Below are 17,276 nucleotides of genomic sequence, written 5' to 3'. Positions count from 1 at the left end.
CGCTCCACTGCCACACATCGGAAGTTGTTCGGTATTCTGAACAAAGTTCCTGATCGTGAATATGAAGCGACTCTATTTCCGGGCGTTCGGTGTTGGCAAGAAGTCGTGGGTTCCGTAAGCGGGCGGGTTCCGCGCGCGGGCGGGTTCATAAGTGGGCAGGTTTCGTAGAGTGGGCTGGAAGGGGCGTAGGGCGATGTCGGTTGCCGAGTCTGGTGGGGCACAGGTCAAGTCCGCGGTGCGGACGGTGGAGCTGCTGGAGTACTTCGCCGGGCGGCCCGGCATGCACTCGCTCGCGGCGGTGCAGGAGGCCGTCGGATATCCCAAGTCCAGCCTCTACATGCTGTTGCGGACCCTGGTCGAGCTGGGCTGGGTGGAGACGGACGCGACCGGGACGCGTTACGGGATCGGCGTACGGGCGCTGCTGGTCGGCACCTCGTACATCGACGGCGACGAGGTCGTCGCGGCCTCCCGCCCCACCCTGGACCGGCTCTCCGACGACACCACCGAGACCATCCACCTGGCCCGCCTGGACGGGACGAACGTGGTGTACCTCGCCACCCGGCAGTCCCAGCACTATCTGCGCCCCTTCACCCGGGTCGGCCGCCGGCTGCCCGCGCACTCCACCTCGCTCGGCAAGGCCCTGCTGGCCACCCACAGCGACGAGCAGGTACGCAAGATGATGCCCGAGACGCTGCCCGCGCTGACCGAGCACACCCTGACCGACCGGGAGAAGCTCATCGAGGAGCTGCACCTGATCCGCGAGCAGGGATACGCGGTGGACCGCGAGGAGAACACCCTGGGGCTGCGCTGCTTCGGCGTCGCGATCCCGTACCGCACCCCGGCGCGCGACGCGATCAGCTGCTCGGTGCCGGTCGCCCGGCTCACGCCCGCGCACGAACAGACCGTCAAGGACTCACTGTTCGACGCGCGCGACCGGCTGACCCTCGCGACCCGGAGGCTCTGACCGTGGAGGTCACACTGCGCCCGGTGCGGGACGGCGATCTGCCGCTGTTCTTCGACTGGATGTCCGACCCGGTGGCGGTCCACGCCGCCGCGTTCACCAGTGAGGACCCCACGGACCGGCACGCGTTCGACGCCCACTGGGCGCGGATCCTGGCCGACCCGTCGGTCGTGATGTGCAGCGTCCTCGCCGACGGCGCGGTGGTCGGCAACGCCGGGGTCTACGGACCGCCGGACGACCGCGATGTCACCTACTGGATCGACCGTGCGCGATGGGGCCAGGGGCTGGCCACCGCGGCGCTGCGGGCGCTGCTGGTCCGCGTGCCGGAACGTCCGCTGTACGCGCGCGCCGCGGCGGACAACGCGGGGTCGCGGCGGGTACTGGAGAAGTGCGGGTTCACCGTGACGGGCAAGGACCGCGGCTACGCGCATGCCCGCGGCGAGGAGACGGCCGAGCTGCTGTTCACCCTGCCCGGATGAGCGGCGGGCGGCCCGCCTCCCCCGCGCGGGGGAGGCGGATCACCATCCGGTATGAGGTGCGCGAGCCGCCCGCGCGGGAGCGTGGACGGCATGACACAGACACCGCTCGCAGCGGCCCCCGCACCGGCGGCCGCCCCGGTCACTCCGCGGACGCGCACCGTGCTGCGCGTCCTCGCGATCGTCGCCTGCCTGCCCTACATCGTGCTCAAGACCGCCTGGATCTCGGGCAGTCACCTCGGCATCCCCGACGACAGCTCGCTGCTCGACCACCGCGCCACGATGATCGTCGCCAACAGCTGCTCGGTCCTGATGGACGGCGCGGTCGTGGTCATCGCCCTGCTGCTCACCCAGGCCTGGGGCCGGCGCGTGACCACCTGGCTGCTCGTTCTGCCGATGTGGGTGGCGACGGGTCTGCTGCTGCCGATCATGGCCGGCTATCCGCTCCAGCTGCTGGTCCAGGCCCTGGGCGGCGAGATCACCGGCAGCGCCGGATCCGCCCGGCCCTTCCTCGACCAGTGGGTCTTCGCCGTCGTCTACACCGGCTTCATCGTCCAGGGCCTGACCCTGGGAGCTCTCTTCGCCCTCTACGCGAAGGACCGCTGGGGCCACCTCTGGCAGGGCACCCTGCGTGATCTGCCCGCCAGTCCCACGGCTCCCGCCCTGCGGGCCTGCGCCGTCGCGGCCTCGCTGATCGCCCTGATCCCCGGCACCATGCATCTGCTCTGGGCCGCCGGGTCGACCGCCGGCCTCAACGCGGCGCTGATAGCGGAGAGCAACAGCGGCTCCCACGTCGTGGACGCGGTGCATGTCCTGTTCACCGCCGCCGCGGCCGCCGGGGTGCTGCTCCTCGCCTTCCGCCGGAGCTCCGCGCTGCCGCTGCGGGTGCCGCTCGCGCTGGCCTGGGGCGGCTCCGGCGCGGTGGGCTGCTGGGGCGGCTGGATGGGCCTCGCCGCGCTGACCAGCGTCGACGACATCGCCCATCGGCCCACCGCGGCCGTGGTGCTGACCTACGCTGTGCAGATGCTGGTCGGAACGCTGGTGGTGGCCATGGGCGCGTACTTCCTGACCGAGCGCGCGGCCGGTGCGCGACCGCCGTCCGGTCTCCGGGCGTGAGGCCGCTGCTCGGGCGGCGGGCCCGGCTGCGCTGGCTCCATCTGATCATCGGCGGCGCCCTGTTGATGCCGTACTTCCTGGTGGGCACGGTGATCGTCGGCTCGTTCCGGGCAGGCGCCCATGTGTTCAGCTCGCCGGTGGGCCAGCTGACCGCGTTCGCCTTCGCGCTGCCGATGGCCGCGCTCACCGCGCTCTTCCCGCTCGCCCGGCCGCTGTCGGTGTCCGCCGCCCGCGCCCTGTGCGGCCTGCCGCCGGACCGGCCGCTCGCGGACGGGCCGGCCAGGACCGGGCAGGCCAGAGTCCGCACGGCGCTCTGGTACACCCTGCACGTGGCGCTCGGCGGCATCGTCAGCGGCATGACGCTGGCGCTGACCCCCTTCGCGGTGGGCGTGACGCTGCTGCCGTTGTTCGCGGCCGTGCGCGACTCCCCTGTGATCGATGTGCCGCAGGCGCTGGACGGGCCGTGGCTCCCGGTCCTGGCGCCGCTCGCCGGGATCGCGATGCTGGCGGCGATGGCGGGCTGCGCGGCGGCGGCCGGGGCGCTGCTGGCGAACCGGGCACCGGTACTGCTGGGGCCGACCCCGGACGACCGGCTGGCCGCCGCCGAGCGCCGGGCGGCCGCCCTCGCGGTACGCAACCGGCTGGCCCGGGAGCTGCACGACTCCGTCGGCCACGCGCTCAGCGCCGTCACCCTCCAGGCCGGCGCCGCCCGCAGGGTTCTGGACAGCGACCCGGAGTTCGTCCGCGAGGCGCTGACCGCGATAGAGGAGACGACGCGGCGCACGGTCGACGAACTCGACTCGGTGCTCGGGCTGCTCCGGCAGGACGCCGACAGCACCGGCGGCCCGGCCGGCCCCGGGCTCGACGCGCTGGACGGGCTGCTGGCGCGTTGCGGGGTGCCCGTCGCCTACACGGCCGAGGGCGACCGGGGCCCGGTGCCCGACGCCGTGGCGCGCGAGGCGTACCGGATCGTGCAGGAGGGGCTGAGCAACGCGCTGCGGCACGGCGGGCACGGTGCGCCGGTGCGGTTGCGGATCACCGTGGGCACGGAGGAACTGGAAATCGTCATGGACAGCGCGCTGCCCGGACGGCCGCCCCCGGCACGCCCCGGCGGCGGCCGAGGGCTGCGCGGCGTCCACGAGCGCGCCGTACTGCTCGGCGGCCGGGCCGGAGCCGGGCCGCACGAGGGCGGTTGGCGGCTGACCGCCTGCCTCCCCCTGCGCGCCCGGGAGCGGCCATGAGCACGCCGGTCCGGATCGTCGTGGCCGACGACGAGCGCATGGTCCGCACCGCCCTGCGGGTCATCCTGGACGCCGAAACCGGACTGGAGGTCGTGGGCGAGGCCGCGACCGGCGCCGAGGCGGTCTCGGTGGTGCGGGCGCTGCGCCCCGACGTGGTGCTGATGGACGTGCGGATGCCGGAGACCGACGGCATCCGGGCCACCGAGCGGATCCTGGCCCTGGTCGACCCGGCGCCCCGCGTCGTCGTCGTCACCACCTTCGAGCACGACGCCTACGTGTACGAGGCGCTGCGCGCCGGGGCCGCCGGCTTCCTCCTCAAGCGGGCGGCGGCCGAGGACCTGGTGCAGGCGGTGCGGCTGGTGGCCCGCAGCGACTCGTTGCTCTTCCCCGCCGCGGTGCGGGATCTGGCGGCCGAGTACGGGCGGGGCCGGCCCGCCGCCGCGCCCGCCTGGGCGGCCCGGCTCACCGACCGGGAGGCGGACGTCCTGCGGCTGATGGCGGCGGGCCTCACCAACGCGGAGATCGCCGCCCGGCTGGGGGTGGGCGCGGCGACGGCGAAGACCCATGTGGCGGGCGTCCTCGCGAAGACCGGTGCCCGGGACCGTACCCAGGCGGTCATCGCCGCTTACGAGTCGGGGTTCATCGCGCCGGGCGGGGGCGGTGACGAGCGGCGGCGCCGGTGAGCGCGACGATGAGTAATGGGTGAGAAGCGGCACAACGGGGAACGCCGCACCGCGCCCCGCACGTCCCCTGTACGGGATGAACAAGACCATAAGGCGCGCCTCGGTCTTCTGCCTGCTGCTGGTCCTCGCCCTGCTGGGGCGGGCGACATGGGTGCAGGCGTACCAGGCACGGGCGCTCGCAGACGACGACCACAACCGGCGGAACACCATCGCGCAGTACGCGCAGCCGCTCGGGGACATCATCGTGGCCGGCTCGCCGGTCACCGGATCGAAGAGGACGAAGGGAAGTGATCTCGCGTACAAGCGCACCTACAAGCAGGGCGACCTCTACGCCGCCGTCACCGGGTACAGCTCGCAGGCCTACGGCTCCACCCAGCTCGAAGGGATCTACAGCCATGTGCTGGACGGCACCGACGACCGGCTGAAGAACCCGCTGAACGTGGTGACGGGTGAGAAGACCGCCCCGGGCAGCGTGCTGACCACGATCGACCCGGACGTGCAGAAGGCGGCGTCCGACGCCCTCGGCGACGACAAGGGCGCGGCCGTGGCGATCGACCCGAAGAGCGGGCAGATCCTGGGCATGGTCTCCTCGCCGTCCTACGACCCGTCCGACATCAGCGGGACGACGGACGGCGACACCTGGAAGAAGCTGCTCGCGGACCCGGACAAGCCGCTGGTCAACCGCGCGCTGCGGCAGCCGCTGGCACCCGGTTCGACGTTCAAGCTGGTGGTGGCGTCCGCCGCGCTGGAGAACGGGCTGTACAGCTCGGTCGACGAGGCCACCAAGAGCCCGGTGCCGTACACGCTGCCCGGCACCAGCACCCCGCTGAAGAACGAGAGCGCCTCCGCACCTTGCGAGAACGCGACGTTGCGGGTGGCGCTCCAGTACTCGTGCAACAACGTCTTCGGCAAGGTCGCCGCCGACCTGGGCCAGGACAAGGTGCGGGCGATGGCCGAGAAGTTCGGCTTCAACACGGATGACCTCGACGTCCCGGTCAGGGCGTACAAGAGCGTCTACCCGGCGAAGATGGACGACGCGCAGACGGCGCTGTCGGGCATCGGCCAGTTCGAGGTCACCGCGACCCCGCTCCAGATGGCGATGGTCTCCTCGGCCCTCGCCAACGGCGGTGAGCTGGCGGCGCCGCACATGGTCTCCAAGGTGACGGACTCCAAGGGCGGCACGCTGGAGGACTTCGCGGACGGCGACATGAAGCGCATCGTCTCCGAGTCCACCGCCAAGCAGCTGCGCAGCGCGATGGTGACCGTCGTGGAGCAGGGCACCGGCACCAACGCCCGGATCGGCGGCGCGGAGGTCGGCGGCAAGACGGGTACGGCGGAGAACGGTGTGGGCAACAGCAACACCCCGTATGCCTGGTTCACCTCGTACGCGAAGGACAGGTCGAGCGGCCAGGAGGTCGCGGTCGCCGTGATCGTGGAGGACTCCGGTTCGGCGGCCTCCGAGGTCAGCGGAAACGGCCTCGCGGCCCCGATCGCGCAGAAGATGATGAAGGCCGCGCTCCAGCGGTGACCGGCACGGCACGACGCCCCGGTACCCCGGTTCGGGATACCGGGGCGTTCGCGTGTCCTCAGGTGTCCGCGTCCCCCCGGGGCGTTCGCGTGTCCGCGTGTCCCCGGGCGTTCGCGTGTCCCCGGGCGTTCGCGTGTCCTCAGGTGTTCGCGTGTCCCGGGCCCTTCAGGTTTTCGCCGTGGTGCGCCTTACTTGGTTACGCACCCGTGTCGAAGCGCTTCCGGGGTGCGCTGGTACGCTCTCGCCCCCCGCCCGCACACCACGGGCGGTGTCCGGGGCGTACCCGGCCGGCAACGTGCACGGCCGGGGCCGACACGGGCACCGGCATCCGAGCGCAGGGACGGGGTAGCTGTGGGCACATCCATCGACGCCGACGATGCCGCCGCCGAGTTCCATGCGTTCTTCGAGGCCCATTACGCCGAACTCGCCCGGCTCGCCCACCTGCTGACCGGTGAGGCCGACGCCGCCGACGACCTGGCCGCCGACGCCCTGCTGGCGCTCTGGCACCGCTGGGACCGGGTCAGGAACGCCGATCATCCGGTGGCGTACGCGCGCGGGGTGGTCGCCAATCTGGCCAGGACCCGGATCCGCAGCGCGGTGCGCGAGCGCCGCCGGATCGCGCTGTTCTGGGCGCCACGCGGCGGCGGGGACGGGTACGCGGTCGAGGACCCGGACGTGTCGGCGGTGGTCGACGTCCAGGAGGCGCTGCGCAGACTGCCGTTCCGCAAGCGCGCCTGCGTGGTGCTGCGGCACGCCTTCGACCTCTCCGAGCGGGACACCTCACTGGTGCTCGGGGTCTCGGTGGGTACGGTGAAGAGCCAGACCTCGCGCGCCGTCGCGGAACTGCAGCGGCTGCTCGGTCCCGATACGCCCGCCGCGCACGTGCACGTGGCCGTCGCGGCGCAGCGCACCGGAGGAAGCCAGTGATGGACGAGGAGTTGCCTGGGCGGCTGCGGGGCGCCGCCCAGGCGCACCGGCCGGACCGGGAGCGGATGCGGGCCCGGGTGGCGCGCGGCATGGCCGGGGGCCGCACGCCGGCGCGGGTCGCGCGTCCGCCGCGGGCGGCGACGCCGTGGCTGCGGGTCGCGGGGGCGACGGTGGCGGTGTGCGCGGTGCTGGCGGCCGGGGCGTTCGCGGTCACGTCGGCGGGCGGTGACGGGCCGTCCGGGGAGCGGGCGGCGGCCCCGCCGCCGTCCGCTGTCGCCACGCCGTCCGCACCGGACGGTGCGCCGCGCGCGGAGGACGGGCCGCTCAGGGCGGACGGCGCCGTCGACCCGCACAGCAACGCGTACTGGGCGCAGAGCAATGTGACGCTGCGGACGAGCGAAGCCCTCTCCTCGCTCACCGTCGAGCTGCGGATCGCGCTCACCGGCGGGGTGGCCGGCACCGGTTCCTGGCGCTCGCTGCCCGAGCGCGACTTCACGGTGTCCGCGACCGAGGACGGCGGCTTCCTCGTCTACCGCTGGACGCTGAAACCGGGGCGCACGGTCCCGGCCGGCACGCACACGTTCGCCGGGCAGTACAACCACGCGGAGGGCGCCCGGGACGCCTCGGGCGACTACCTGACGGCGCACGCCGTGCGCGCCTCCGGCCAACCGGCCACGGTTCGCTACTCCTTCGGCCGGGAGCGCTGACCGCGACCGCGACCGCCGGGCTCCTCTCGGCCTCCGGACCTCCGGCAAGGAATCCCCGGATGTTTCCCCGACCCGGCAACCCTTCCTCCCCTCGGCGGCGACCCAGGAGCGCAACGCTCCCCCCACCATCGAGGAACAGGACACCGACATGACGAAACGAGCCGCAATTCCCGGCAGCGGTGCACGGCGCACCGGCCGCCGCCGCACGATCTCCGCCTCGGCCGCCGCGCTGGCGCTCACCGGCGCCGCGCTCTCCACCGGCCTGCTGGTCCAGTCGGCCGACGCGGCGCCCGCGGCCGCCGCCTGGCCCACCCCCGCAGGTTCGCAGGCCGTCCCAGCGACCATCGAGGTCTCCGGAACGTACGACGGCACCCTGAAGCGCTTCTACGGCAGCGGGGACCTGGGCGGCGACGGCCAGGAGGAGGGCCAGGACCCGATCTTCGAACTGGCCGACGGGGCGGTCCTGAAGAACGTGGTCATCGGCTCGCCCGCCGCCGACGGCATTCACTGCGCGGGCAGCTGCACGATCCAGAACGTGTGGTGGGAGGACGTCGGCGAGGACGCCGCGTCCTTCAAGGGCACCTCGCCGGGCGCCACGTACAAGGTGACCGGCGGCGGCGCCAGGAAGGCCGAGGACAAGGTCTTCCAGTTCAACGGCGCGGGCACACTCACCATCAGCGGCTTCCAGGTCTCGGACTTCGGCAAGCTCGTGCGGTCCTGCGGCAACTGCTCCAAGCAGTACAAGCGCACGATCGTGGTCAGCGACGTCGATGTGACGGCGCCCGGCAAGGCCCTGGCCGGGATCAACACCAACTACGGGGACACCGCGACCCTGAAGTCGGTCCGGATCCACGGTGACAGCAGCAAGAAGATCAAGCCGTGCGTGCGCTACACGGGCAACGACGACGGTGACGAGCCGACGGAGACGGGCAGCGGGCCGGACGGCACGTACTGCAAGTACAGCAGCTCGGACATCAGCTACGACTGAGCCTCGTCCCGCGTATGACGGGGCCCCGCCGGACCGGTCCGGCGGGGCCCCGTCATGCGCGGAGCGTGTTCTACCGGAACGGACGCCAGTCGCCCAACCAGGCGGCCGGGGTGTGCAGGCGTGCCTCGGACACGGACAGCCGGGGGCGGTTGGCGGGCACGGTGACGCGCGCGCCGGGGCCCGTGTTGTGGTACTCGGCGAACCGCTGCTCCTGCCAGGGGAAGCCCGCGGCCATGGTGCCGTACGGCTCGTCCGTGTCGATCCCGGCGCCGAGGTGGCTGTCGCGCACGGTCAGCATCGGGTGTGCGGTGAGGTCGGAGGAGGGCACCCAGGGGCGGGCCAGTTTGAAGTACCCGTCCGGCGCGGTGCTGGTGACGGCGGAGCGCAGCACCAGGTAACCGTGCGGGTTGGCGCCGGCGGTGCTGGGTGCGAAGACGAAGCCGTAGGGCTCTGCCGCCAGGTCGGTGCGGTTCAGGGTGCGCAGGTGGCAGCGGTCGAGGACGGCGGTGGCCCGGCCGAAGACGAAGTCGACGTCTCCTTCGACGTAGCAGTCGCGGTAGTACTGGCGGGCGACGTCGGACAGGGTGCGGGAATCGGCGTACAGGGTGTCCTGGTGCCCGAGGAAGCGGCAGCCGTAGAACGCCGAGCGGTCGCCCTGCACCTTGATGGCAACGGCCTGGGTCCCGGTGTATTCGGGGTGGTCGGCGCGCAGCCAGTCGTTGGCGAAGGTCAGGTTCCGGGCGGTGAGTCCTGCGGGACCGGCGGTGACGGTGGCGGAGCCGCTGGTGCCGTAGGTTCCCGAACCGTCGGGCCGCGGGGTGCCGTTGGCGTTGTCGTACACGATGACGGTGTCGTGCGGGTCCTCGCTCGCGCCGATGAGGGTGAGTCCGGTCCGGTCGGCCGGGATGTCGACCGTCTCGCGGTAGGTGCCGGGGGCGATCACCAGGGTGCGGCCGGTGCCGGTCGCGGCGTCCACGGCGGCCTGGACGGTGGTGTGGTCGCCCCTGCCGTGGACGTCGACGTACAGCGTGGCGGCGTCGAGGCGTGACGACGGTGAGCCGTGGCGTCCGAAGGGGCGGCGTGCGTCGGGCCGGCCGTGGGCGTGCGCGCCGGGGGCCGCGCCGATGGCGAGGGCGGCGCTGCCGCCCGCGAGCAGGGCCAGGGCGCTGCGTCTGCTGGGCATGGCGGTACTTCCTTACTTCCTTACGCGGGTGCGCGACGGGTCCGGACGGGATCCGCACGGTTCCGGAGAGGCAACCGGTGGGAATCCCGTCCGGTACGGGGCTCTACGAGTGGTCAGGCACCCGGAATCCGGCCGGCGCCCGCCGTGAGGCCGACGATCAGGGGCACGAGCAGCGGGTGGTCGACCCTGGTGCGCAGCGCCGGCGTCCAGCCGGCGCCTGCGGTGAGCCGCTCCTCGGGAACACCCGCGTTGTGGACGGCGATGAGGTCCGTCCGGCGGCCGTTGACGTAGTTGTCCGCTGCGGTGAGCGGGGACTCGGACCACTTCTTGAGGATCTTCGCCTTGTCGAACTCACCGCTGAGAGTGAACGCGTTGTGCTCGGCGACCAGCTGGGACTTCGAGCCGATGCCGTACGTGTAGCCGTAGACGCTGCCCTTGGTGGCGACGAAGTGGTTGTTGTACGAGTCGACCTGCCCGAAGCGGACGCGGGGCGCGCGCTCGTTCACGTCCTTGAAGAGGTTGTGGTGCAGGGTGACCCGGAGCTTGCCGCTGTCGGTGGCACCGGCACCGTCGCTGTTGCCGATGAGCATCGTCTTGTCGTGGTCCTTGAGGACGTTGTACGAGGCGGTGACGAGGTCGGCGCCCTTGACGATGTCGAAGAGTCCGTCGTGCTGCTGGAACCGCTCGTTGAAGTAGACCGGCTGACCGGCGTCGGGGCGGTCATCGTCGCTGAAGGTGTTGTGATCGACCCAGACGTGGTCGGATCCGTAGACGACGAGGTTGTCGTACTCGGAGTTCCAGTGCCCGGTCTCACCGTCGGTGGGGTCCCACTGGGGGAAGCAGTCATAGGTGTCCTCGAACGAGATGTTCCGGACGATGACGTTGGAGACGCTCTGGATCTGGAGGCTGGCACCGATGACCTTCGCGTCCTTGCCGGCGCCGATGAGCGTGGTGTTGGACGGTACGTAGACGTTCACGGCGGCCTTCTGCAGCTTGGCAGAGGCGAGCCGGGCGTCCTCCAGAGGGCCCGACGGAACCTCGGTGCGGCCCCAGGTGGCCGGGTCGTAGGCGGCGAGGTACTTGTCCAGGGTGTAGCCGTCGGTCCGGTACGCCTCGCAGCCGATCGGGGTGCCCTCGGCGTCGGAGTTCCCGTGGACGGTGCCGTCGATCTTGATGATCTTGGGTGCATCGCCCGCGTCCTCGAAGGCGGCGATGAGTTCAGCCCGGTTGCTCACGGTGTAGACGTGGTCCGGGGTGGCGGCGGAGCCGCCGGTGGTGGAGCCCTCGGCGGCGGCCCAGCCGTCGTTCTGGGCGAGGACGGCCCGGTCGATGCCCTTGGGGGCCCCGCCCGGTCGCCCGGTGGCCTGGGCGGGTACGGACACGGCGAGCGCCAGGGAGGCGCAGCCCATCACCAAGGCGATGGCGCGAGCATGACAGATGCGTGCGGGCATGGCGGATCCTTCGATGGTGAGGTGAGGTGAGGTGAAAGAGGAGGAGGGGGGCGGGGGCGGCGGCCGGCTCAGGCCTGCGGCCAGGTGATCCATTCGGGCGGGACCGCGGAATCGGTGCGTCGTACCTCGCGCGCGGCGAGTACCTTCCCGGCCACGAGGGCACGGGCGACGAGCCGCGCGGCCTCGATGGCACCGCGGGGCTGGAAGTGCGTGTTGTCCTGTTGGCCGTCGGGGTAGTTCGGGGACCGGCCCGGCTCCAGCCAGTTGAAGTACGCCGTCGTACCGTCGGGCCCGAGTTCCTGCCAGCGCGCGAGCGTGAGCGCCTGGAGGTCGAGCAGGGGTACGCGCTCCTCGGCGGCCAGCGCGCGCATCGCGGCCGGGTACTCGCCGTGGCTGGGCTTCGCCGTACCGTCCTCGGCGAACCGGCGGCGCTCCACCGGGGTGAGCAGGACCGGCCGCGCCCCGCGGGACCGTGCGCCGTGCACGTACCGGCGCAGACAGTCCTGATAGGTGGTGTACGGGTCGGTACCCCGGGCCGGATCCTCGGTCTTCTCGTCGTTGTGTCCGAACTGGATCAGCAGGAGATCACCCTCGCGCACCTCTTCCAACAGGGCGGCGAGCAGCCCCTCGTCGATGAAACTCTTGGAACTGCGGCCGTTCATCGCGTGGTTGGCGACGGCCAGGGGGCGGCCGAGGAAGAACGGCAGGGCCATGCCCCAGCCGGTCTCGGGCGCCGCGTCGGCGTACTTCTGTGCGGCCGTCGAATCGCCGGCGATGTGCACGGTACGGGGGCGGCCGCCCGGACTGTGCGCCGCCGCCGCGGTGCCGGTGGCGAGCACCAGGGGCAGCGCGGCGATGGCTGCCGCGGTCTGCCTGCGCGTGAGTGACACGGTGGGACTGCCTCTCTCGTGGATGCGTAGCGGTGCGTACGACGACGTGCGGACCGCGGTACGGAGTACCGGAGAAGAAGTGCGGGCGGAAGGGACCGGCGGCGGGAGGCGACCCGAACCGCCGCCGGCCCCCCGGTCACCGGGGCGCCGGCCCGGCGGGCGGCCGGATCAGCCGTTGCCGATCTCCTTCCACTCCGCCTGGGCCTTGTTCAGCTCCTCGGCGATCTTGTCCAGGAAGGCCTTGGCCGTGACCTTGCCGAGCAGCAGCTTCTGGAACTCCGGCTCGTTGTCCGCCTTGCTGATGTTGTTCCAGTCGGGCAGGTAGTACGGCAGCTGCACGATCTTGGTGGAGCCGTCGGTGAGGGCCTTCGCGGCCAGCTCGGTCGGTTCGGCCTCGCTGATCCAGGGGTCCTTGGCGGCCTCGGTGTTGGCCGGGATGGCGCCGGCTGACTCGTTCCACTTGCTGTTCGAGGCGTGCGAGGCGGCGAACTCGATGAACTTCCAGGCGGCCGTCTTGTTCTCGCTGGACCGGAACAGGCCGAGGCCGTCGACCGGGTTGGAGACCTGGACCCGGGTGCCGCCGTCCCCGATGGGGTTGGGTATCCCGGCGAACTTCTCCTTGCCCAGGGCCTTCAGGTGGTCCTGGTAGGAGCCGAGGTTGTGGCTGAGCATCCCGATGGTGCCGGTGTCCCACTGGGCGACCATCTTGGTGAAGTCGTTGTTGACGTCGGCGGCGGGCGTCGACTTCTTGTAGAGCGCGGCGTACTTCTCCAGCGCGGCGACGTTCTTCGGGTCGTTGAGGGTCGTCCTGTCGCCGTTCCAGAACTCCGTGATGCCGGACTGGCCGTACGCGGCGTCCATGGCCTGGGCGATGGATCCGGCGCCGCCCCTGATGGTGTAGCCGAACCTGTTCTTCCTGGCGTCGGTGAGCCTGTCGGCCGCCTTGTAGAAGTCGGCCCAGGTGGCGGGCGCCTTCAGGCCTGCGGACTCGAACAGGTCGGTGCGGTACCAGAGGGCGCCGTTGTTGGCGGAGGTCGGCACCGCGAACATGTCGGCGCCCCGGCCGCCCGCGTCCTTGACGCTCTCGACCATGCCCTCGACGAGCTTGCCCTTCAGCGCGGAGCCCTTGATCCGCTCGCCGAGCGGCTCCAGTGCCTCCTGCGAGACCATGTTGGCGAGGTAGGCCGTGCCGACGCCGCCCACGTCGGGCAGCCCGCCGCCGGCGATGGCCGTGTCGTACTTGGACTGCACGTCGGCGATCGGGATGGGCACGTACTTGACCTTGATGTCCGGGTTCGCCTTCTCGAAATCCTTGATGATCTCGGTCCAGATGGCGGTGCGCGGACCGCCGTTGTTGTCCCAGAAGGTGATTTCGCCCTTGCCGCTGCCCTCGGTTCCGCTCCCGCTGCCGTCGTCGCCGCAGGCGGTGGCGGTCAGCGCGAGTACCGCCGCGACGGAGACCGCTGCCGCGGCACGCCCCCGCTGCGTCTTCGAGATCTTCATGGTCGGCTCTTCTCTGTGGGTGGTCCGGGTGACGGGTTGCTGCGTGGGGGGCTTCGTACGGTCAGGCGGTGGTGCGGAACCGGGTGAAGCAGGCCGTTCCGGCCGGCCCGGTCCCGGTGGGTGCGGTGGCGAACAGTCCGAGCAGGGCGCCGACCCAGCGCCAGGGCGTCGCGGCGAAGACCTGGCCCGATGGCCTGGATCCGGTCCCGTCCCCCGTGTCGGCGTGGAAGCGGCAGCGAGCTCCGGGCGCCACCTCGATCCGCAGCCGGGCCCACCCCTCGGGGGCCGGCCGGCTGTGCTCGGCGTCCCGTTCGTGTTCGGCGACGGTCTCGGCGTACCGGTGGACGAGCCGCACTTCCCCGCTACCCGACCGCTCCAGGCCGATCCAGCCGAACGCGTCCCCGAGCACGGCGAGCCCCGCCTTGGCGCCCGCCTCCTCGCTGCTCAGGGAGAGCTCCACCTCGGCGGTGAACGTCTCGGCGGGCAGCCGCTGGACCAGCACGTTGGGCAGGGCCCGCAGGTCGTGCGCGTACGCGGTCCGTACGCAGCCGAGCCGCAGCCCGTCCCCGCCGTGCTCGACGGTCCAGCCGGGGCGGGGGTTGGCGGTCCACTGCCACTGCCTGCCGTAGCGGCCACCGGGGAAGCTGTCGCTGCTCGCCGGGGCCTCGACGACCTGGCGGGGCGCGGCCGGCTTCGGGTGTGCGCGGACGGGTTCGCCCGCGTCGCCGATGACCGGCCAGCCGCCGTCCTCGGCGGCCCAGCGCATCGGCTGGAGGTGGACGACCCTGCCGTACGCCCCGCGCTCCTGGAAGTGCAGGAACCAGTCCTCGTCGGCCGCCGTGCGGACCCAGCTGCCCTGGTGCGGTCCGTTGACCTGGGTGCGGCCCTGGGCGAGCACGACCCGCTCCTCGTACGGGCCGAAGAAGTCGCGGGAGCGGAAGGCGCCCTGCCAGCCCGTCGCCACGCCGCCGGCCGGGGCGAGGATCCAGAACTCGCCCTCGTGCCGGTAGAGCTTGGGGCCCTCCAGGGTGAACCAGCCGGGGATCGTGTCGGCGTCGACCAGGGTCTTGCCCTCGTCGAGCAGTTCCCGGCCGTCCGGGCTCATCCGGTGGCCGGTGAGCCGGTTCTTGATCCCCGAGCGGGACTTGGCCCAGGCGTGCACCAGGTACGCCTCGCCGGTCTCCTCGTCCCACAGCGGGCAGGCGTCGATCAGCCCCTTGCCCGCCTTCACCAGGTGGGGCGCGGTCCACGGGCCCCGGATGTCCTCGGCGCTGATCTGCTGGATGCCGTGGTCGGGGTCGCCCCAGAAGATCCAGAACCGTCCGGCGTGGTGCCGCAGCGACGGCGCCCACACGCCTCGGTCGTGGCGCGGTACGGCGAAGTCAGCGGCGGGTTCGAGGCGGTCCAGGGCGTGGCCGACGATCGACCAGTTGACCAGGTCCCGCGAGTGCAGCAGCGGCAGTCCGGGGGCCCGGCCGAAGCTGGAGGCGGTGAGGTAGAAGTCCTCGCCGACCCGCACCACGTCCGGGTCGGACCAGTCGGCGTTGAGCACCGGGTTGCGGTAGGTGCCGTCCCCCAGGTCGGCGGTCCAGGGGCGGCGCTCCCGGGCGGTGCTCACGCGGTCACCGCCCGGCGGACGTAGGCCGCGGCCCCGTCCCGGTCCAGGCGGCCGTCCGCGATCACGGTGACGACCCGGCGCACCACGGTGGCACCGGCGGGGACGGGCAGCCGGCGGGCGGCGGCGAGGGACGAGCCGACGCCCGGGTACTCGGTGGTGCGCACGAACCACGGGTCCTGCCTGGTCTCCTCGGTGGCGCCCGCGAACACCAGGGTCCAGCCGTCGCCGCTCATCGCGACCCAGTCGGCGGGGTGCCCGTGCACCGCGTCCTCGCCGTCCCCCCGGCCGCTGAACACGGCCGGCGCCGAGGGCTCCTTGGGCGCGCGCCAGAAGAAGCCGCCGTATCCGGCGCCCGGCCGGCCGTTGGTGGCGGGGCTGCCGATCGACAGGTCCGAGGTGCCCCGGTTGGTGAGCGAGAAGGAGAAGTCCAGCGCCCAGGCGGTGGCGGAGAGTTCGGCGGTGGCGACGGTGCGGTGCTCCCGGAGCAGTTCGGTGTCGCCGGCCTCCCAGCTGAGCTCCTCGACGAAGCCGTCCGGGTCGCGGAGCTTCCAGCCGAGGTGGCGCTGGATCCCGTGGTTGTCGAGTGCGGTGGGGCCCTGGTCGCGGACGAAGGTGCGGCCGCCCCAGAAGTTGTGCCCCGCCACGTCGGGCACGGCGACGGAGGTGCCCAGGTGGTGCAGGTGGTCGGCCGGGTGCTCCTCGGTGACCGGGGTGCCGCCGAGGGTGGTGACCGGGTGGAGGTAGGGGCGGCCGTCGGGGGCGGGGAGGTAGGTGTAGCGGCCGACGGGGCGGCCGGCGCAGCTCAGGAGTGCGGTGGTCGTCACGGTGAACTCACCTCGGTCGGGAGCGCCCAGGGGGCGCCGAGTTCGGAGAAGAGCGCGAGGGTGTCGGCGCCCTCGGCGACCAGGGCGTCGATCCCGCGCACCACCCGGCGGGTGCCGCCGCCGGTGAGGGCGGGGGCGGTGTGCCAGGCGCCGGAGGGCAGGGCGCGCGGTTCGGGGGCGGTGCGTACGGCCTCGACGACCTCCATGAACGCGCCGGTGCGGTGCGGCGGCACCAGTAGCGCGGTGCCGTGCGTCAGGTGGTCGACGAGGTTCGCCAGCAGGTCGGTCCGCCCGTGGACGGTCTCCTGGGGGCCGTGACCGGCGCGCTGGACGAGGACCCGGTCCTGCTTGTACCAGAAGGTGATCCGGCCCCGGTCGCCGTGGACGGTCACATAGGGTTCCCCGGCCTGTTCGGCGCAGAGTGTGACGGCGGCCGTGACGGGCGGGCCGGACGTGGTGGTGAGGCGTACGCAGGAGGTGTCGTCGGCCTCGATGTCGTGGGCGCGGAAGAGTTCGGTCTCGATCGACGTGATGTCCCGCGCCTCGCCGCTGCCGGCGAGTTCGAGTGCGGTGGCGACGGCGTGGGCGAGCGGGTTGGTCAGGACGCCGTCGACGACGTCGGTGCCGCCGATCCGCCGCCGCCCCGCCCAGGGCGCCCGCCGGTAGTAGGCGTCGTCGCGGACCCAGGCGCCCGCGGCCCCGTAGCCGCGCACGGTGCCGACGGCGCCGGTGCGGACCAGTTCGCGGATGGCGGGCACGGCGTGCGAGCCGAAGGACTGGAAGCCGACCTGGCAGGCGACGCCCGCCTTCCGTACCCCGGTCAGGATCCGTTGGAAGTCGGCGAGGGTCGCGGCGGGCGGTTTCTCCAGCAGGAGGTGGACGCCGCGTGCGGCGGCGGTGAGGGCCAGCCCGGCATGGGTCTGGATGGGGGTGCAGATGACGGCGGCGCGGGCCCCGGTGGAGTCCAGGAGCGCCCCGAAGTCGGCGGACTGCTCGGGGAGTTCGCCGGCGAAGGCGCCGAGTTCGCCGTCGTCGAGGGGCTTGAGTTCGCAGACCCCGGCGAGCCGGACGAGGCCCTGGTCCTGGAGGCGGCGGATGTTGGCGAGGTGCCAGCGGCCGTGACCGCGGGCGCCCGCGAGGACGATCGGGACGGGTGTGGTCGTGGGCAGGGACGGCATGT

16 protein-coding genes are annotated in these 17,276 nt (G+C 72.5%); 9 read left to right on the top strand and 7 right to left on the bottom strand.

The window, feature by feature from the left end:
- Positions 1-193 precede the first annotated feature (193 nt).
- The 9 genes from EDD93_RS22190 to EDD93_RS22150 all read left to right on the top strand — a co-directional run bounded on the left by EDD93_RS22190 (position 194) and on the right by EDD93_RS22150 (position 8,627).
- The gene (locus EDD93_RS22190) at positions 194-964 is read left to right on the top strand and encodes an IclR family transcriptional regulator (protein ID WP_123526810.1); all 771 of its coding nucleotides are present in this window, start codon (positions 194-196) and stop codon (positions 962-964) included.
- A 2-nt stretch (positions 965-966) separates the two neighbouring features.
- Positions 967-1,440 carry a GNAT family N-acetyltransferase gene (locus EDD93_RS22185; RefSeq protein ID WP_123526809.1) on the top strand — a complete coding sequence of 158 codons (474 nt, stop codon included), beginning with the start codon at positions 967-969 and terminating at the stop codon, positions 1,438-1,440.
- Positions 1,441-1,530: 90 nt separating this feature from the next.
- On the top strand, positions 1,531-2,553 hold the full coding sequence (locus EDD93_RS22180) for a hypothetical protein (RefSeq protein ID WP_123526808.1): 1,023 nt from the start codon (positions 1,531-1,533) through the stop codon (positions 2,551-2,553).
- Entirely contained in the window at positions 2,550-3,794 is a 1,245-nt protein-coding gene (locus tag EDD93_RS22175; protein WP_260255814.1) for a sensor histidine kinase, read from the top strand. The genes EDD93_RS22180 and EDD93_RS22175 overlap by 4 nt, the downstream gene beginning before the upstream one ends.
- Positions 3,791-4,477 (top strand): response regulator transcription factor, encoded by a 687-nt coding sequence (locus EDD93_RS22170; protein ID WP_123526807.1) that lies wholly within the window; start codon positions 3,791-3,793, stop codon positions 4,475-4,477. The genes EDD93_RS22175 and EDD93_RS22170 overlap by 4 nt, the downstream gene beginning before the upstream one ends.
- 76 nt (positions 4,478-4,553) lie before the next feature.
- Positions 4,554-6,005 (top strand): penicillin-binding protein 2, encoded by a 1,452-nt coding sequence (locus EDD93_RS22165; protein WP_123526806.1) that lies wholly within the window; start codon positions 4,554-4,556, stop codon positions 6,003-6,005.
- A gap of 351 nt (positions 6,006-6,356) precedes the next feature.
- Positions 6,357-6,932: a SigE family RNA polymerase sigma factor gene (locus EDD93_RS22160; RefSeq protein ID WP_123526805.1), complete on the top strand. Its 576-nt coding sequence runs from the start codon at positions 6,357-6,359 to the stop codon at positions 6,930-6,932.
- A complete protein-coding gene (locus tag EDD93_RS22155; protein ID WP_123526804.1) occupies positions 6,932-7,639 on the top strand; it encodes a hypothetical protein in 708 nt (235 codons plus the stop codon). The genes EDD93_RS22160 and EDD93_RS22155 overlap by 1 nt, the downstream gene beginning before the upstream one ends.
- 148 nt (positions 7,640-7,787) lie before the next feature.
- Positions 7,788-8,627, top strand: a complete 840-nt coding sequence (locus tag EDD93_RS22150) for a pectate lyase (RefSeq protein ID WP_123526803.1) — start codon at positions 7,788-7,790, stop codon at positions 8,625-8,627.
- A gap of 70 nt (positions 8,628-8,697) precedes the next feature.
- Here EDD93_RS22150 and EDD93_RS22145 read toward each other — a convergent pair whose 3' ends face one another.
- From EDD93_RS22145 to EDD93_RS22115, 7 genes are all read right to left on the bottom strand, one after another.
- Positions 8,698-9,810: a pectinesterase family protein gene (locus EDD93_RS22145; protein ID WP_123526802.1), complete on the bottom strand. Its 1,113-nt coding sequence runs from the start codon at positions 9,808-9,810 to the stop codon at positions 8,698-8,700.
- A gap of 113 nt (positions 9,811-9,923) precedes the next feature.
- On the bottom strand, positions 9,924-11,261 hold the full coding sequence (locus EDD93_RS22140; protein ID WP_123526801.1) for a polysaccharide lyase family 1 protein: 1,338 nt from the start codon (positions 11,259-11,261) through the stop codon (positions 9,924-9,926).
- Between the two features lie 68 nt (positions 11,262-11,329).
- Positions 11,330-12,151 (bottom strand): rhamnogalacturonan acetylesterase, encoded by an 822-nt coding sequence (locus tag EDD93_RS22135; RefSeq protein ID WP_123526800.1) that lies wholly within the window; start codon positions 12,149-12,151, stop codon positions 11,330-11,332.
- A gap of 168 nt (positions 12,152-12,319) precedes the next feature.
- A complete protein-coding gene (locus EDD93_RS22130) occupies positions 12,320-13,654 on the bottom strand; it encodes a sugar ABC transporter substrate-binding protein (RefSeq protein WP_123526799.1) in 1,335 nt (444 codons plus the stop codon).
- 61 nt (positions 13,655-13,715) lie between these two features.
- Positions 13,716-15,272 (bottom strand): glycoside hydrolase 43 family protein, encoded by a 1,557-nt coding sequence (locus EDD93_RS22125; RefSeq protein WP_123526798.1) that lies wholly within the window; start codon positions 15,270-15,272, stop codon positions 13,716-13,718.
- Positions 15,269-16,096, bottom strand: a complete 828-nt coding sequence (locus EDD93_RS22120) for a PmoA family protein (protein ID WP_123526797.1) — start codon at positions 16,094-16,096, stop codon at positions 15,269-15,271. The genes EDD93_RS22125 and EDD93_RS22120 overlap by 4 nt, the downstream gene beginning before the upstream one ends.
- Entirely contained in the window at positions 16,093-17,274 is a 1,182-nt protein-coding gene (locus EDD93_RS22115) for a Gfo/Idh/MocA family protein (protein ID WP_123527918.1), read from the bottom strand. The genes EDD93_RS22120 and EDD93_RS22115 overlap by 4 nt, the downstream gene beginning before the upstream one ends.
- Positions 17,275-17,276 lie beyond the last annotated feature (2 nt).

Source organism: Streptomyces sp. 840.1 (assembly GCF_003751445.1).
GTDB lineage: Bacteria > Actinomycetota > Actinomycetes > Streptomycetales > Streptomycetaceae > Streptomyces.
This window is presented reverse-complemented; position numbering and strand designations above follow the sequence as displayed.

Excerpts from the sequence above, each read along its gene's own strand:
- EDD93_RS22150 (WP_123526803.1), top strand. The coding sequence starts at position 7,788 with ATGACGAAACGAGCCGCAATTCCCGGCAGCGGTGCACGGCGCACCGGC.
- EDD93_RS22145 (WP_123526802.1), bottom strand. The coding sequence starts at position 9,810 with ATGCCCAGCAGACGCAGCGCCCTGGCCCTGCTCGCGGGCGGCAGCGCC.
- EDD93_RS22130 (WP_123526799.1), bottom strand. The coding sequence starts at position 13,654 with ATGAAGATCTCGAAGACGCAGCGGGGGCGTGCCGCGGCAGCGGTCTCC.
- EDD93_RS22165 (WP_123526806.1), top strand. The coding sequence starts at position 4,554 with ATGAACAAGACCATAAGGCGCGCCTCGGTCTTCTGCCTGCTGCTGGTC.
- EDD93_RS22190 (WP_123526810.1), top strand. The coding sequence starts at position 194 with ATGTCGGTTGCCGAGTCTGGTGGGGCACAGGTCAAGTCCGCGGTGCGG.
- EDD93_RS22155 (WP_123526804.1), top strand. The coding sequence starts at position 6,932 with ATGGACGAGGAGTTGCCTGGGCGGCTGCGGGGCGCCGCCCAGGCGCAC.
- EDD93_RS22170 (WP_123526807.1), top strand. The coding sequence starts at position 3,791 with ATGAGCACGCCGGTCCGGATCGTCGTGGCCGACGACGAGCGCATGGTC.
- EDD93_RS22115 (WP_123527918.1), bottom strand. The coding sequence starts at position 17,274 with ATGCCGTCCCTGCCCACGACCACACCCGTCCCGATCGTCCTCGCGGGC.
- EDD93_RS22180 (WP_123526808.1), top strand. The coding sequence starts at position 1,531 with ATGACACAGACACCGCTCGCAGCGGCCCCCGCACCGGCGGCCGCCCCG.
- EDD93_RS22140 (WP_123526801.1), bottom strand. The coding sequence starts at position 11,261 with ATGCCCGCACGCATCTGTCATGCTCGCGCCATCGCCTTGGTGATGGGC.